16 protein-coding genes are annotated in these 16,439 nt (G+C 39.3%); 12 read left to right on the top strand and 4 right to left on the bottom strand.

Annotation, left to right across the window (positions count from 1 at the left end; genetic code table 11):
- Window positions 1-19: 19 nt before the first annotated feature.
- Complete coding sequence (locus tag PVK71_RS02775) at window positions 20-1,423, bottom strand: SLC13 family permease (RefSeq protein WP_443111703.1); 1,404 nt, start codon at window positions 1,421-1,423, stop codon at window positions 20-22.
- Between the two features lie 509 nt (window positions 1,424-1,932).
- Between PVK71_RS02775 and gbpA the strand changes: the two genes are divergently transcribed.
- Window positions 1,933-3,408, top strand: coding sequence for an N-acetylglucosamine-binding protein GbpA (gene gbpA / locus PVK71_RS02770; protein WP_274417887.1), 1,476 nt, complete (start codon window positions 1,933-1,935; stop codon window positions 3,406-3,408).
- A 63-nt stretch (window positions 3,409-3,471) separates the two neighbouring features.
- On the opposite strand, the gene PVK71_RS02765 is transcribed toward gbpA, so the two are convergent.
- Window positions 3,472-3,756, bottom strand: a complete 285-nt coding sequence (locus PVK71_RS02765) for a hypothetical protein (protein WP_274417828.1) — start codon at window positions 3,754-3,756, stop codon at window positions 3,472-3,474.
- A gap of 115 nt (window positions 3,757-3,871) precedes the next feature.
- Between PVK71_RS02765 and PVK71_RS02760 the strand changes: the two genes are divergently transcribed.
- Window positions 3,872-4,369 carry a M48 metallopeptidase family protein gene (locus PVK71_RS02760; protein ID WP_274417829.1) on the top strand — a complete coding sequence of 166 codons (498 nt, stop codon included), beginning with the start codon at window positions 3,872-3,874 and terminating at the stop codon, window positions 4,367-4,369.
- A 4-nt stretch (window positions 4,370-4,373) separates the two neighbouring features.
- Here PVK71_RS02760 and PVK71_RS02755 read toward each other — a convergent pair whose 3' ends face one another.
- Window positions 4,374-4,730, bottom strand: a complete 357-nt coding sequence (locus PVK71_RS02755; protein WP_130043497.1) for a YkgJ family cysteine cluster protein — start codon at window positions 4,728-4,730, stop codon at window positions 4,374-4,376.
- Window positions 4,731-5,024: 294 nt separating this feature from the next.
- Between PVK71_RS02755 and PVK71_RS02750 the strand changes: the two genes are divergently transcribed.
- From PVK71_RS02750 to emrD, 7 genes are all read left to right on the top strand, one after another.
- A complete protein-coding gene (locus tag PVK71_RS02750) occupies window positions 5,025-5,219 on the top strand; it encodes a PA3496 family putative envelope integrity protein (RefSeq protein ID WP_130043498.1) in 195 nt (64 codons plus the stop codon).
- 177 nt (window positions 5,220-5,396) lie between these two features.
- On the top strand, window positions 5,397-5,603 hold the full coding sequence (locus tag PVK71_RS02745) for a DUF3283 family protein (RefSeq protein ID WP_130043499.1): 207 nt from the start codon (window positions 5,397-5,399) through the stop codon (window positions 5,601-5,603).
- Window positions 5,604-5,693: 90 nt separating this feature from the next.
- A complete protein-coding gene (locus tag PVK71_RS02740) occupies window positions 5,694-6,416 on the top strand; it encodes a YebC/PmpR family DNA-binding transcriptional regulator (RefSeq protein WP_130043500.1) in 723 nt (240 codons plus the stop codon).
- Between the two features lie 156 nt (window positions 6,417-6,572).
- Window positions 6,573-8,099: a DEAD/DEAH box helicase gene (locus PVK71_RS02735; protein WP_274417830.1), complete on the top strand. Its 1,527-nt coding sequence runs from the start codon at window positions 6,573-6,575 to the stop codon at window positions 8,097-8,099.
- A 222-nt stretch (window positions 8,100-8,321) separates the two neighbouring features.
- A complete protein-coding gene (locus PVK71_RS02730; RefSeq protein WP_274417831.1) occupies window positions 8,322-9,134 on the top strand; it encodes a PDC sensor domain-containing protein in 813 nt (270 codons plus the stop codon).
- The gene (locus PVK71_RS02725) at window positions 9,104-9,772 is read left to right on the top strand and encodes a GGDEF domain-containing protein (RefSeq protein ID WP_274417832.1); all 669 of its coding nucleotides are present in this window, start codon (window positions 9,104-9,106) and stop codon (window positions 9,770-9,772) included. The genes PVK71_RS02730 and PVK71_RS02725 overlap by 31 nt, the downstream gene beginning before the upstream one ends.
- A gap of 265 nt (window positions 9,773-10,037) precedes the next feature.
- Complete coding sequence (emrD, locus tag PVK71_RS02720) at window positions 10,038-11,240, top strand: multidrug efflux MFS transporter EmrD (protein ID WP_274417834.1); 1,203 nt, start codon at window positions 10,038-10,040, stop codon at window positions 11,238-11,240.
- 83 nt (window positions 11,241-11,323) lie between these two features.
- Here emrD and dbpA read toward each other — a convergent pair whose 3' ends face one another.
- A complete protein-coding gene (gene dbpA, locus PVK71_RS02715; RefSeq protein ID WP_274417835.1) occupies window positions 11,324-12,712 on the bottom strand; it encodes an ATP-dependent RNA helicase DbpA in 1,389 nt (462 codons plus the stop codon).
- Window positions 12,713-13,180: 468 nt separating this feature from the next.
- On the opposite strand from dbpA, the gene PVK71_RS02710 reads away from it, so the two are divergent.
- The 3 genes from PVK71_RS02710 (at window position 13,181) to PVK71_RS02700 (ending at window position 16,372) form a co-directional block, all read left to right on the top strand.
- Window positions 13,181-14,104, top strand: coding sequence for an SPFH domain-containing protein (locus tag PVK71_RS02710; protein ID WP_130046712.1), 924 nt, complete (start codon window positions 13,181-13,183; stop codon window positions 14,102-14,104).
- Window positions 14,105-14,113: 9 nt separating this feature from the next.
- Entirely contained in the window at window positions 14,114-14,566 is a 453-nt protein-coding gene (locus tag PVK71_RS02705) for an NfeD family protein (RefSeq protein ID WP_274417836.1), read from the top strand.
- Between the two features lie 180 nt (window positions 14,567-14,746).
- Window positions 14,747-16,372 (top strand): methyl-accepting chemotaxis protein, encoded by a 1,626-nt coding sequence (locus PVK71_RS02700; protein ID WP_274417837.1) that lies wholly within the window; start codon window positions 14,747-14,749, stop codon window positions 16,370-16,372.
- Window positions 16,373-16,439: the final 67 nt, after the last annotated feature.

Below are 16,439 nucleotides of genomic sequence, written 5' to 3'. Positions count from 1 at the left end.
TATTTTTTTATATAGCGTTTTATGCCCAGAAGATGGAAGCAAACACCGTTAAGATAACAATACACACTAGGTTTAGATAAATACCTACGCGCATCATCTCAGATTGTTTTATGTGACCCGAGCCAAACACAATCGCGTTTGGTGGCGTGGCTACTGGCAACATAAAGGCACAAGAGGCTGAGATAGCAATCATAGCTGAAAGCACCACAGGGGAGATCCCTAATGCCTCGGCGACACTGGCAAATACCGGAATAAGCAGCGCAGCACTGGCGGTGTTACTGGCAAATTCGGTTAAAAACACAACGAACGCGGCAACCGTTAAAATGGTAAATATAATCCCTGCTTGCGATAAAATATCACTCAGGCTGTATGCTAAGAAGCTACTTGTGCCTGTTGCTTTTAGGATGTTACTTAGACAGATACCACCACCAAACAGCAGCAGTACGCCCCAATCGGTGGTTTTTTCAATGTCTTTCCACTGTACTACGCGAGCAAAACCAAGCAGCACAATGGCCATTAGCGCTACTAAGGTATCAAATTTAGAAAATCCACCTAACATGGCATTGATTGGTTTACTGAAAATCCATAGCGTAACGGTGAGACCAAAGATCATTAAGGTTACGACTTTGCCTTTATCCCAAGTAACAGGCTCGTGGTTCAGCTCAAATAGCTCGTTAAGGTTGGGTTTTAGCATCACATATAATAGGCCAACTGTGACAGGTAAAAGAATGAGAGTAATTGGTACACCAAACAACATCCACTCTGTAAAGCTTAACCCAACTTCTGCTGCTGCAATGGCATTTGGTGGGCTACCAACAATGGTTGAGATCCCGCCAATACTGGCACAATAAGCGATACCAAGTAGCACAAAGACATAGGTATTGTGGCCTGTTTTCGCGTTGACTTTACTAAGAACGCCCAATACTAATGGCAACATCATTGCTGTAGTGGCAGTGTTACTGATCCACATGGATAAGCCTGCGGTAACGCCAAATAGCATATAGACAGCGGTGCTCATTTTACCATTGGCTAAGATTAATACTTTATCTGCAATGACTTTATCAAGCTCTTGTCTGTGCAAAGCGGCGGCTAATGCAAATCCTCCCAAAAATAAGAAGATGATTGGGTTTGCGAAGTTACTCAGTGCTTTGGTGGTATCAAAAATCTCAAAACCCACGGCTAAAATGGGAACCAATAGGGCGGTAACACTAACGTGTAAGGCTTCGGTTAACCATAAAATAGCAACAAAGACTAAGATACTTAAACCGAGAACGACGTTTTGCTCAAAGGGTAAAAATTTGTATAAAAGAGCAAAAAGAACAATATCGGCGAGAATAATAAAACTGTTTTTACTTAAGAACCATTCCTTGGTGTTGGTGGGTAATGGAATATGTTCGTTTTTGTCTATTTCATTTTTGTGCATGATGAGCTCCATTCTAACGATGAATTTTAGACTTAACTTTATAGTTATTGTAGTTATTGGTTTTTCTACGCACTATTGTTACAGAATATTAACCTCAGTAAATAAAAGGTTATCAAGAGTGTCGTTTTGATCATTTGGACGATTTCATAATTATGTGAGTGCTCACCTTTTAAACAGAATTGAACGTAAAGTTGTTGTTTTTGTGTTAATTGTTATCTGTATTTTCGTTTATTTAACTGTGTGTTTTAATGTTTTTTTTTGCAATCTGGTTAGTTTTATAAAGCAAATAAAATGCAGTTATGAATAAAGCTATGAACCAATTGTAAGCAAGTTTGTACCCGCTTTTTATTTCGTGATTTGACTTCCAGTAACGCATTATGTTTCTCGTTTAGATGTTTATTTTCAACTACATTCCTGCGCGCACAATTTTATCGATAAACCATTCGAGAAAATAGGACGTAAACCTTCAGTCTGTGTGCTAATAAAATTATAATTCTAAAGGAAAAATGATGAACAACTGCTCAACAAAAACAATATTAGCATTATCGCTAATGGCTACTAGTGTTGGTGTGTCTGCCCACGGTTATGTTTCTGAAACAAACGGTGGCATCGCTGGCTCTCGTGCTGCTTTATGTAAATTCCCAACCTCTGATACTCAAGAAAAAAATACTAACTGTGGCTCTGTGCAGTGGGAGCCTCAGAGTGTTGAAGGCCCTGAAGGTTTTCCTGAAAATGGCCCAGCAGATGGTCAAATCGCAGGTGCAGGTTTAGTTCAGTTCTCTGAGTTAAACGAACAAACGTCTGATCGTTGGGTTAAGCGTCCAATGACTGCTGGCGCACAAACGTTTGAATGGACATTTACGGCTAACCACGTAACAAGAACGTGGAAGTACTACATGACAAAACAGAACTGGAATCAAAACGCAGTATTAACGCGTGATTCTTTTGATTTGACGCCGTTCTGTGAGCTTGAATACAACATGGAAAAACCGCCGCTATACCCACAAACATTCTCTCATGAGTGTGTGGTTCCTGAGCGTGAAGGCTACCAAGTGATTTTGGCTGTTTGGGATGTGGGCGATACGGCTGCGGCATTCTATAACGTTATTGATGTGAAATTTGAAGGTGACGGTGGTGTGGTTGACCCAACTTGGACTCAAGGTGGTCAAATTAACCCTACGCGTGATCTTAATGTGGGTGACCGTGTGTTTACTCGCGTGTTCGATGCTTCTGGCGAAAACAGCCGTTTGTCGACAAGCGTGACGATTGAAAATGCAACTCAAGGTCAAGCAAATAACTGGACACACGCATTAGCAGCAAAGATTAACCAAGAACAATCAAACATCGCTGCGGGTCAGCTAAATGATAAAGGGGAGTTTGTCCCAGCCTTTGGTTCAAACCCGGTGTATTTAAAAGCAGGTAGCGGTCTAAAGAGTGTTGAGATTGGTTACCAAATCGAAACGCCAGAGCCAAGCTATGAGTTAGATATTCAAGGCCTAGCGTCTATGTATACCATTGGTGATACGGCGACAGAGTTAGATCTTAGCTTATACGCTGTGGGCGATATGAATGTAGAGCTAACGGTTTATAACCATGCAAAAGAAGCGTTATCGAACGCGGTTGTTGATCTAAAAGATGGTGATGTTAAGTCAGTATTAATGACATTATCTAAATCAGAAAAAGGTCATCATATGCTTGTTTCTCGTATCAAAAATACAGAGGGTGAGTTAATTGAGCAAACTACATCTGATTTCCATTTGATGGAAGAGCAAACACCGCCACCAGCAGGTGATTATGATTTCGTGTTCCCAGAGAACGTAAAAAACTACACAGCAGGTACAAAAGTACTGGCTGAAGATGGCGCTATCTACCAATGTAAGCCATTCCCTTATTCTGGTTACTGTGTTCAGTGGACTGAAACCGCGACAAGTTTTGCACCTGGCGTTGGCTCTGATTGGTCAATGGCATGGGATAAAGTGAAGTAATTACCTCACTATCATTATCACTTAGATAATAATCAGGCCTATTCAGTAATGAGTAGGCCTTTTTTATTTTACTCTTATTAATCGATGCTCTACATTATTATGCGTCAGTACCACTATTTGGGAGCGTTTCATCGCATCGACTTTTTCGATCATTTCAGTGCTGTATTGTCGTTTTACCATCCACTGCATTGGTTCTTGGAAGCTATCTTCATTAATAATGAATGATTCGTCGTTAAGCGTACCTTCATGAATATTGATCACCCAGATACGAGATTGAAACTCGATGACTTCACCAATAGTCTCTTTTATTTGATTAATAGTGTTAGAAAGTGAGTGACGAAAGTTCATAAAATCTCTTTGGTTAAAAATAGAAAAGTGAAGAAAGAAGAGAGAGTAGAGTAGCGATAAAGAAAGTAGGGTACAATAGCGCATTATGAGTAAAATGAGATCATGAGTATAAAGCATGACTAAGTTACGTTATTTAAAAGGCTATCCAGAGCATATTTTGGCACAAGTTGAGCCAATGGTAACCAATGGAAAGTTGGCGGAATGGGTAAAGAATAAATACCCGACTATGCATGATATTACGTCTGAAAAGGCGTTGTTTGATTACACTCAAGCATTAAAGAACAAGTACATTAAGAAATCATCTCCTCTTAGTAAGGTCGTGTATGATCCTAAAATACACATTGTGAATAATGCACTTGGCCTGCATACGTTTGTGTCACGCATTCATGGCAATAAATTAAAAGCTAAAAATGAGATTAGAATTTCGAGTGTGTTTCGGAAGGCGCCAGAGCCCTTGCTGCGTATGCTCGTGGTGCATGAGTTGGCGCACATCAAAGAGAAGGAGCACAACAAGGCATTTTATGCGTTGTGCTGTCACATGGAGCCAGATTACCATCAGCTTGAGTTTGATGCGCGTTTGTATTTGACTTACTTAGAGACACAATCGTCTTAATGTTTTATTTATCGATGCCGTTTTCTTTGCGCTCGACTTCGCACTCGTAAGAGGCCATTTCAAATTCACGGCAGATCCACGGACGATTCTCATAAATAGTGCACATTAGTGTGTCGCGATCTACGGCGGCACACCAACCATCATCCAAACGCAGCATTACTTCGCTTCCCCAGTCATCAGTATCGATAAACTCTTCAGGTACGCCTGTATCGGTAATAAGCATGACTTCTAATCGACAGCAACAAGCTCGACAGGTGTCACAGGTTATACCTGAATCTTTGGTTAATGAAGCACTTGTTAACAGAGATTCTGATGATGGCGAGTCGGTATGAACCGTAATGTCGATTTTGTTGATGGTCATAGTTATCATTATTTATATCAATATAATTTAAGGCTAGCATAGCGCACATTAACAGATAGCACGAACAATAAAGCGTAGAGGCAAGAAAATAGGGAGATAAAAAAGTGATGTTACGCAGGATTTTTCTTTGAAGCTGAACGTTTAAATGTAGTTAATTGATACTATTAAAGATAGTATTTTTGATAAAATAAATCACAAATCTAACTTAGCTCACACTCTGGAATAAATAGATTTAACAAGCTCAATTGGCTTTGCTAAACATACGTCTGAAGGGTATGGATTTAGGAGGTTATTATGTCTATTAATTCTATTGATCACGGTGAAATCACCGACATGAAAGGCAAGTACGAAATAAACGATGAAGTGATAACAAACATTACGGAGTGTCAGAAAAAAGCAGCAGCGCGTCGTCGTATTGAAGCGATGCGTGAGATCAGAGAAAGTGGTCTCACCCTAGAAGAAGCGAAAGACTTGGGTCTTATTCATTAATTTTTGATTTCTACCTTCATACCTTCAAGTGTTTTACTAATGCGCCATTGCTAAAGACAGCAGTTTGGCGCATTTTTGTTTCTGCACCCCAAACTTTGCTCGCTATTGTTAAACAGTGCTAGAAAATAACTCAGTGACACAGTAGACTTTCGTTGTGATTAATTAAATGAGCTTGTTATGCAAAACCTGTCCTTATTACCTCCAAAAGAAAAAAATAAAATTGAACTTGATAAACAAGCGGCATTCTTTGTGTGGAAGGTGAAAAACGCAAAAGCAGGTCCCGATCTTTGGATCGTAGAGGCTGAGAAGATAGAAGATGAGGCAGAACGTCTCTTTTTTCAGCAATCTATTGAAAAATACAAGTCAAAAATGGGCGTAGCGTAAGGTTCCTTGATCTTTACTAGCCTATTCCCTAAGTAATTTGGTAGAATCTGCCGATAATTTTAAAGTCCACAAACATAAGAGAGAATCCCGATGGGAAGAAGTTTTGAAGTGCGCAAGGCCTCAATGGCTAAAACACAAGGCGCAAAAATCAAAGTTTATTCTAAATACGGTAAAGAAATTTACATGTGTGCTAAGAATGGCGGTCCTGATCCAGACATGAACTTGTCTCTAAAGCATCTTATTTCGAAAGCGAAAAAAGATCAGGTGCCTACACACATCATTGATAAAGCAATTGATAAAGCGACTGGCGGCGGTGGTGAAGATTACCAACACGCACGTTACGAAGGCTTTGCACCAGGCGGCGCAAGCGTAATCGTTGACTGTTTAACTGATAATGGTAACCGTACTTTCCAAGACGTTCGCCAATGTTTCGTTAAAACTGGTGCTAAAATTGGTAGCCCAGGCACAAGTGCTCACATGTTCGATCACCAAGCTGTATTCCAGTTTAAAGGCGACGACGAAGAAGCAGTACTTGAAGCGCTTATGATGCAAGATGCTGATGTTTCTGATATCGAACTTGAAGATGGCGTGATCACAGTATTCGCACCACACACTGAGTTCTTTAAAGTGAAAACAGCACTGGCTGCTGAGTTCCCAGATCTAGTTGTAGATGTGGAAGAAATTACGTTTGTACCTCAAAACCCAATGGCGGTTACAGGCGAAGATGCTGAGAAATTCCAAAAATTCTTAGATCTACTAGACGATTGTGATGACGTACAACAGGTTTATCACAACGCAGAATTAGAAGACTAATAGAGTCCTAATTTTACAGAATGAATCAAAGCCGAGCCTTAGTTGCTCGGCTTTTTCGTTTTAAACTGCGCTTTAGGATTGAGTAATCTAGAAGTTACTGTATGCTACAGCGCTCGCAGTTTTGCGCTTAATGAACAATATAGAGAACATTTTAGTATGGGTTTTACCTCTTTGGGCTTATCTGCCCCTATTTTAAAAGCTGTAGAAGCACAAGGTTACAGCACACCTTCACCTATCCAATTACAAGCGATCCCTGCGGTAATTGAAGGGAAGGATGTTATGGCTGCGGCTCAAACAGGTACAGGTAAAACAGCAGGCTTTACACTGCCTCTTCTTGAGCGTTTATCAAATGGTCCTAAGCGTAAGTTTAACCAAGTACGTGCTTTGGTATTAACACCAACACGTGAATTAGCTGCACAGGTGCACGAGAGTGTTGAAAAATACAGCGTAAACCTTCCACTAACGTCTGATGTAGTATTTGGTGGCGTTAAAGCAAACCCACAAATGCAGCGTCTGCGTAAAGGTGTTGATGTTTTAGTGGCAACACCTGGTCGTTTATTGGATCTTGCGAACCAAAACGCGATAAAATTCGACCAATTAGAAATTCTAGTATTGGATGAAGCGGACCGTATGTTAGATATGGGCTTTATTCATGACATTAAAAAAATCTTAAACAAATTGCCTAAGAACCGTCAAAACTTACTGTTCTCTGCAACGTTTTCTGATGAGATCCGCCAATTAGCAAAAGGCTTGGTGAATAACCCAGTTGAGATCTCGGTTGCACAACGTAATACAACAGCAGAGACGGTTGAGCAATCTGTTTACGTTGTTGATAAGACGAAAAAAGCACGCGTGCTAACTAAGTTAATTAAAGATAACGATTGGAAGCAAGTACTAGTATTTAGTAAAACTAAGCATGGTGCAAACCGTTTAGCTAAAACGCTAGAAGAGAAAGGCGTTAGTGCGGCAGCCATTCATGGCAATAAGAGCCAAGGCGCACGTACTAAAGCGTTAGCTAACTTTAAGTCTGGTCAAGTTCGTGTGTTAGTGGCGACAGATATTGCTGCTCGTGGTCTAGATATTGAGCAATTGCCTCAAGTTATTAACGTTGATTTACCAAAAGTGCCGGAAGATTACGTTCACCGTATTGGTCGTACTGGTCGTGCTGGTGCAACGGGTAAAGCGGTTTCTTTTGTGAGTGAAGATGAATCAAAAGAGTTATTCGCAATTGAACGTCTAATTCAAAAAGTATTACCTCGTCATACGCTTGAAGGTTTTGAACCTACACTAAAAGTGCCTGAGTCTAAATTGGATACTCGCCCAATCAAAGCGAAGAAACCAAAGAAAGCAAAAGCACCACGTGTGGATCATAAAGATGGTCAACGTTCTGGTGAGAACCGTAATGGTCATAAGCAAGGTGCAAAACCAAGCCAAAGACGCAACACGGAACACAGTGCTGGCGGCGCAAAGAAAGAGGGCGGTAATAATAAAAAACGTCCTGTGGAAGGCGGTAAACCAAAGACCAAAGGCAATGGTGAAAACCGTGGCAATGGCAGCAATTTTGGTGGTGGTAAGCCAAAAGCGGCAGGCAAACCAAAGACAGGTGGTTCATCTGCAACAAGTAATACAAAACCACGTCGTCAAGGCCCACGTCCAGCGCGTAAGCCTCAGGCACAATCATAGTTTTGATTGTTAGCCTTCATTAGAAATCATTAAGAAGCCAGCTAAGTTAGCTGGCTTTGTTGTATCAGCACTGTCCTATTTTTTAGATGATAGAAGTATTAATTTAAAGACGCTGCCTCATTGATAATACTGTTACTAAAATTAACAGTGATTTATTTTTATACAAAATGTATTCATGTACTGTGTCATCATTGAACACTGCTATGAATGTATTGGGGAAAAATGAGGGTAAAACGAATTATTTTGAGTGGCTCATTGTTATTGCTGAGTATCGCTCTAACGTGTGCTGTTTTTTATGTAGTGAAAAATCATCAAAAGCAAAGTCGACTTATTGAAAGTGAATTAAAGTTCAATGCAAATTTTGTGTCGATTTGGCTTCAAACTGCGTTTAATCATTCCAATTTTGTATTAACTCAATTATCTAAAGATTTAACTCAAGATGGCTTTGCTCAATTAGCCCTTTCAGACAACCATTATCAAGAGCAAGCGGAAGTTTTTGAGTTACACTATCAAACCTTAATGAATGCTATTCATGTATTTGCGGTAGATAAAGAGTGCGTATTACTAAAAACCAAAACAATTGGTGGGGTTGATCTTTCATCTCGTGAATATTGTCAGCGATTACAGAATAACAATGAAGAGATAACATCAGTAATTACTGGGCCTTTTAAAGATATACTTAATCGTAATGTGATGGTTCAAGGGGTAAAAATTATGGATAAGAAAGGAGCGTTTGCAGGTATTGTTGGCTTGTTAACGGACTTTACATTTTTTACTAGAGCATTACGTAGCGCGGATTTATCGGAAGGATCGACAATTACGATACTAAGTCGTGATTTTACGGTGCTTGCAACCAGTGTACCTAAGTATTTTCCTATCGGCGAAACGATGGATTTTGATTATGTTCCTTATCAAAAAATCAATGGGTTGAAATATAACCAAGAATTTATGTTTGATTCAAATAAAAAATATAACGGTGCTTATCAAGGCGTTTTTGTTAAAAAGTGTCTGATTTTCCTTTTATTATTTTGGTGACTAAAGCGAAAAATTATTGGTTTACCCCTCTTTATATCACGATAGCTACAGTGCTTTCTTTGCTTTTAGCATTATTGTTTTTTTTGACGAAAAACGCGGTTTATTTTTATAAATTAAATACCAAAGCCGAGCACTATTCTAAGTTAGCTTTATTTGATGACCTAACGGGGTCGTGTAACCGTCGCTGTTTTGAAAGTAAAATTAATGGTTTTATTGAAGAGTATCATTTGAATCAAAAATCATTTTCTATCGCATTGTTTGATATTGATTACTTTAAGAAAATCAATGACACCTATGGGCATGATACTGGTGATGAAGTATTACGTTTATTTAGCCAAGCTTGTGAAGCGCTATGTACATTTGATGATCACTTTGCTCGTTTAGGTGGTGATGAGTTTGTGATGCTATTAGCCAATACAAATGCAATAGAGGCAGAGTTACGACTTAATTACCTATTAAACACGATACGAAATATTGAAATTAGTATTAATGAACAACATGTAAAAGTGACCAGTAGCATTGGTGTTACTGAGGTAAATAATACGATATTTGATTCATGCAAATTGCTTAATAAAGCTGATGAAGCTTTATATGAAGCAAAGCGGCTAGGGCGAAACCAAGTGTCAATTTCTATATAGAGGATGAACATTACAATTATTCTAAATATAGTGAAATAAAAGCACTAGATTTGGATTAGGAAAACTAATCCAAGTAGTATAAAAAATCTCTCCTGAAATAGGCGCAAATTAGATTGCCTGATTTATATAATCGCCTTATCATCTCGCCCTATAAAGGCTTAGCTATATTCATAGTTAGCTTAATCAATTTTGTTGTTAAATATTAACAGGCGTTAATTCCCTTAACATATCTTATTAATACTTTGCTGTTTTTCGGAGAGCAGTCATGCAAAAGTCGTATTCACTTGCGACGTTCAGTTTCCTGATCGTTATTTTAGTTGCTGTTGGTCAAATGAGCCAAACTATGTATGTGCCATCTATTGGCTACATGGCAAGTGAATTCAAAGTAAGTCCTGCTTCGTTACAAGCAGTTATGGCTGTTTATTTGATTCCTTATGGTCTATCACAATTTTTCTACGGCCCAATTTCTGATCGTATTGGCCGTCGTGTGGTGATCTTATCAGGTCTTACTTTATATATTGCTGGCACTATTTTGGCGTTATTTGCTCATGATTATTCGTTATTTTTAGCGGGCTGTTTTGTGCAAGGTCTAGGTATTGGTGCTGCAGGCGTGATGTGCCGTACACTTCCTCGTGATTGCTTCTCTGGTGATGAACTACACAGAACCAATAGTATCATTAGCATGTGTATGATGTTTTCACCACTTTTGGCTCCAGTGTTAGGTGGCTATTTAACAGAAGTATTTGGTTGGCGTTCAAGCTACTTATTCTTGGCTCTGTTTAGCATTGCTGTATTGATCATAATGACAACGTCAATGAAAGAGACGTTACCATTAGAAGTGCGTCGTAAAGAGCCCGTATTAAAGAGTTACCGTCACGTATTATCAGAGCACCGATTTCAAGGCTATTTGATCTGCTTAGTGGCGACTTTTGCTGGTGTTGCTGTGTTTGAGGCGGCAGCAGGGGTATTACTGGGTGGTAAACTTAAATTAGCAGCAACAACAGTAAGTATTCTGTTTATTCTACCTATCCCTGGCTATTTAGCAGGTGCTGGTTTATCAAGTGTGATTGCAAAGCGTTGGTCTGAGAAGAAATCGTTAGATGTAGGTCTTGTGTCTATTGTTTTAGGTGCGGCGATTGTATTGGTTCCTGGTGTTATGGGATTAACCACTGCGCCAACTCTGATAGGTGGTGCCGTATTGTACTTCTTAGGCGCGGGCATTTTATTTCCTGCAGCAACAACAGGTGCTTTATCACCATTTCCACAACACGCAGGAACAGCCGGTGCATTATTGGGCGGCATGCAAAATTTGGGCGCGGGTTTAGCAACAATGGTGGCATCGATGATCCCTGCTAATAGCCAAATGCCAGTAGGGTTAATTATGTTCTTAATGGCATTACTTGCGGTGTATGGTTTACGTAAAGTGCACTCAATTCCACCATCAAGCGAGATGCCATTAGCGGTGTAAAGCTAAAACTTATTGCAACAAAAAAAGGCCGAGTAGAAATCATCTACTCGGCCTTTTTTGTATTATTTGTTTTGTATTCGCTATTAACCGCGCATACGGCTTACACGGAATGTACGCCCTTTCATTTTACCTGTTGCAATCTTATCTAATGCAGCTTTAGCAATTGAGCTGTGAACGGCAACGTAAGCGTGGAAATCAAACACGTTGATTTTACCTACTTTTTTACCGTCAACGCCATCTTTACCAGTTAATGCACCAAGGATATCACCAGGGCGTAGTTTGTTTTTCTTACCGCCATCAATCCAAAGCGTTACCATTTCTGGGTAGTGTGGCTGCTCGCTTAGGTAATCTTCACTTGGTAGTGGCTCGTCATTAATAGTAATGCTCATGTAATCTTCGATTTGAGCAATGTTATTGGTTTCTTTGTTGCTAAATAGGCTTAATGCGATGCCTTTATTACCAGCACGGCCAGTACGACCAATGCGGTGAACATGAACTTCAGGATCACGAGATAATTCAAAGTTGATTACTGCATCTAGAGATTCGATATCAAGACCACGAGCGGCAACATCAGTAGCAACTAGGATAGATGTACTCTTATTAGCAAAACGAACTAACGCTTTATCACGGTCACGTTGCTCTAAATCACCATGAAGCGCGGTTACGCTGAAATCAAAGTGGCGTAATTCATCAGCAACTTCTTGAGTAACACGTTTTGTATTACAGAAGATAACGGTTGATTCTGGACGGTGTTTAAGAAGCAGAATTTGAAGTGCACGTAGGCGATCTTCAAAATCATCAACTTTGTAGAAATGCTGCTCGATAGAGGTATTTTCTACTTTGTCTTCTGCTTTTGCCATGATTGGATCGTTCATGATGCGATCAGCAATAGATTTGATTTGTGGTGGGAACGTTGCACTGAACAGTAAGTTTTGACGCTTAGTAGGTGCGTGATCTAATACCATATCAATCGCGTCTTGGAAGCCCATTTCTAACATACGGTCAGCTTCATCAAGAACAAATGTATTTAGGTTGTCTAGGTTTAAGTAACCTTTACGTAGGTGCTCTTCAACACGACCAGGTGTACCAACGATGATGTGTGCACCGTGCTCAAGTGAACCAATTTGTGGACCAAATGGAACACCGCCACATAACGTCAGAACTTTGATGTTGTGGATAGAGCGAGCAAGCTTACGGATTTCTACCGCAACTTGGTCAGCAAGTTCACGTGTTGGACACAATACTAGTGATTGAACACGAAAACGTTTTACATCTAGGTTAGCCAATAAGCCTAAACCAAACGCAGCTGTTTTACCTGAGCCCGTTTTTCCTTGGGCAATGACATCTTTCCCTTTCAGCATGAATGGTAAGCTTTGAGCTTGAATTGGAGTCATCTCGTTATAGCCTAAAGTTTCTAGGTTTTGAAGAAGAGATGGGTTCAGATCTAATGATGAGAAAGATGTTTGGCTCAAGGTGATTTCCTATAAACAAGTAGAAGCAAAATAAGATTTGCCTAATGGAAAGCAGAGTAAAGAGAAGAGGCCTAAAAAGCAAGGAAGATCACACTTTTTCTGTTTAAAAAAACAGCAACTAAAGGCTCTGTGATGTTTAAATTGATAAAACTATTATTTGAGTTTGTTCGAATCTATGGATGTTTTAATTTTGAGCTCTAATTTTAAATTATTTTCTTTGGAACCTAAAACGAACTTATTAGTTGGAAATACGATTATTTAATACTTAACAATTTGAGCGAAATTGGATTAAGAATAATTAAGGTCAAATGTAGTTAAATTGTATTTTTGTGATGACTTTTGTGAGTAATTGTTTGTTGTGTTCATATATTTGTAAAAAAAACGAGTGCCATTCATATATAATCAATAGATGGTTAACAAATGTTTAATATATTAAGGTAATTATCAATTAGAGAAGGATGACAAATAATGGCATACGATACATTAATAACAATTGGTGTTCTGGTTTTCTTAGTTCTGGTATTAATAGCACTAGGTGTTAAGACTGTTCCCCAAGGTTTCAATTGGACGGTAGAGCGATTTGGCCGTTATACACACACATTAAAACCCGGATTAAATTTAATCATTCCATTTATTGATAGTATTGGTCAAAAAATCAATATGATGGAGCAGGTATTAGATATTCCTGCACAAGAAGTGATTTCAAAAGATAACGCTAATGTAACCATTGATGCTGTGTGTTTTGTGCAAGTTGTTGATGCAGCAAAAGCCGCTTATGAAGTGAGTGATCTTCAACATGCGATTCGTAATTTAACCTTAACGAATATGCGTACGGTGTTAGGCTCAATGGAATTAGATGAAATGCTAAGCCAGCGAGATATGATTAACGTGAAGTTATTAGCTATCGTCGATTCAGCAACCAATCCGTGGGGAGTTAAAGTTACTCGTATTGAGATAAAAGATGTTCAACCACCTGCAGATCTAACCGCAGCGATGAATGCTCAAATGAAAGCAGAACGTAATAAGCGTGCCGATGTTTTAGAAGCTGAAGGGGTTCGTCAAGCTGAGATCCTAAAAGCCGAAGGTCACAAGCAAGCGGAGATCCTAAAAGCGGAGGGTGATAAGCAAGCTGCAATTCTTCAAGCCGAAGCTCGTGAGCGTGCGGCAGAGGCAGAAGCAAAAGCGACTGAAATGGTATCAAATGCAATCGCTCAAGGTGATATGCAAGCGGTTAATTACTTTATTGCACAGGGTTATACTGAGGCTATTAAGTCCATTGGCCAAGCTGAAAACGGTAAGATTATTATGTTGCCGTTAGAAGCGACAGGTTTAATGGGATCGGTTGCTGGCATCGCGGAGATGTTTAAAGTAGATAAAGAGGGTTCTAAATAGGAGTTCATAATGGAATTTTTTGAACAAATGAATCATTGGCATTGGTTAACGCTTGGTTTGCTATTGCTAGCAGGTGAGTTACTTGGTACCGCTGGGTACTTTCTTTGGATTGGGTTATCAGCTGTTGCTGTGGGTGTGTTGTATGCATTAATACCAATGAGTTGGCAAATGCAGTGGCTAAGCTTTGCTGTATTTTCTCTTTTTACGACGTGGCTTTGGTGGCGTTATCAGCATAAAAAAGATGAAAGATCTGACTCTAATAGGCAATTAAATCAAAAAGAGAAGCAATTAATCGGTCAAGTTTCTCGTTTGGAAGAGGATATTATTGCTGGTCCTTGTCGTATTATTATCGGAGACACAACATGGTCGGCAAAAAGTTTACAAGATATTTCAAAGGGAACACTGGTTCATGTAGTATCTGTTGACGGTATTATTTTGACTATTGAGCCTTTTAAAAAGTAATCCTACATTGTGTTAACATGGGTGAGTTATATGTTGCGTGTAATTGCAATTTGTAATTCACCTTTTTTTACTTTATTTTTCTGTTGCTCTGCCGTTAACAAGGGCGTGTAGTTATTTAGTTTAATAACAAGATTTATTCATGGATGAGCTATTATATAGTATGACAGGGTTATAAAGGCTATGAGTTATAAAAATCTAGCAGTACGTAATAAAATTGCCGTTGTGTTTTCGGCGATTAGTTTAGTGATGATAGCGTTTGCTGTTTTCCTATTACAAGAATTAAATAAAGTAGAATCAGAGGTCATTAACTTTACTGATTCGACGGTTCCAAGTGTATTGTCGGTTGAAGATATTTACTTTGAGATGAATGCGTATCGTCGTAATCAATATGCTGCACTTACTTATCGAGATAGTGAGTTAGCAAGTTTATTTTCAACGTTAACGGCACAAAAAAATCAAATAAATAATAAATTAGCGCAGTATGAGGCGACGGTAGCAAGTGGTAACGAACGCCGTGTGTTTGATCGTGTTTTAAATGGCTGGAAAGAATACTTACGTTTATTAAATGGTTTTAATGAGAAAGTAAACAGCAGCGCTAAGGCAGAAGCACAAGCTGAACTTTTGGATTCATTTAAGCAATTTGAAGAAGTTGGTTCAGCAATGGATGCATTGCTTGAGATTAATCTAGGTTTTATTACTAATAACCGCACTAGAATTATGGGTAGTGTTGATAATGTAACTACAGCGACTCAAGTGTCGTTTACTGCGCTTATTGGCTTTATGATCTTTATTACTTTCTTTTTAGCTCGCCAAATTTGTCGCCCATTAAATTTAGTGGTTGAGCAGTCTAAAGCGATTGCTGCTGGTGATTTAACGTTCAATCTTGCACGTAACGAAATTGGTAATGATGAGTTAGGTGAATTAGCCGATACCAATATTGAAATGCAAGATCAGTTACGTGTTCTTATTGAAGATACGATATCAGCAGTAACTCAACTCTCTGCTGCTGTAGAAGAAATGAGCGCGATTTCTGAGCAATCTGCTCGTGGCATGCAACAACAACAATCTGACATTACAACGGTAGCCGCTGCAATGGAAGAAATGAAAGCAACGGTAGCAGAAGTAGCAAATAATACTGAAACCGCGTCTACGTCTGCTTTAGAAGCATCTGAAGAAGCAAAACAAGGTAACCGTGACGTTCAATCGAATATTGACCAAATCCAAACGGTATCTCGCGATATTGAGCAAGCGGGTGAGCTAGTTGAAGAGTTAGAGCGTGAGTCAAACAACATCAGTGTTGTGGTTGAAGTTATTCGCGGTATTGCTGACCAAACCAACTTACTTGCATTAAACGCGGCAATTGAAGCTGCGCGTGCTGGTGAGCAAGGTCGTGGTTTTGCGGTGGTTGCTGATGAAGTTCGCTCTCTTGCGGGTCGTACTCAATCATCTACTACTGAGATTGTTGAAATTATTGAGAAACTGCAAGCAAGTGCAACACATGCAAAAGCCGCAACAGATCAAAGTTGTTCTAAGATCCGTGTTTGTGTAGAGCAAAGCGTTCGAACGGGTCAATCAATCCAAATGATTGAAGAAACCATGATGAAGGTGACTGACACCAGTATTCAAATTGCAAGCGCATGTAGTCAACAGGATTCAGTAACAGAAGAGCTTGGTCGTAACATTCAAAGCATGAGCTTATCAGCAAGTGAAGTGGCACTAGGTGCAGAGCAAACAGCACAATCAAGTGTTGAGCTAGCGCAGTTAGCAACAACACTGCAAATGTCGCTATCTCGCTTTAAAGTATAATTTGATTTAGTTATTGTAAAAAACAGAAATAAAAAAAGGAGATCATTTGATCTCCTTTTTTTTATTT

The sequence above is a fragment of the Aliivibrio sp. S4MY1 genome, from assembly GCF_028765545.1.
In the GTDB taxonomy this organism is placed as follows: Bacteria; Pseudomonadota; Gammaproteobacteria; order Enterobacterales; family Vibrionaceae; genus Aliivibrio.
Note: the sequence above shows the minus strand (reverse complement) of the source record. Positions and strands in the feature narration are given on the sequence as shown.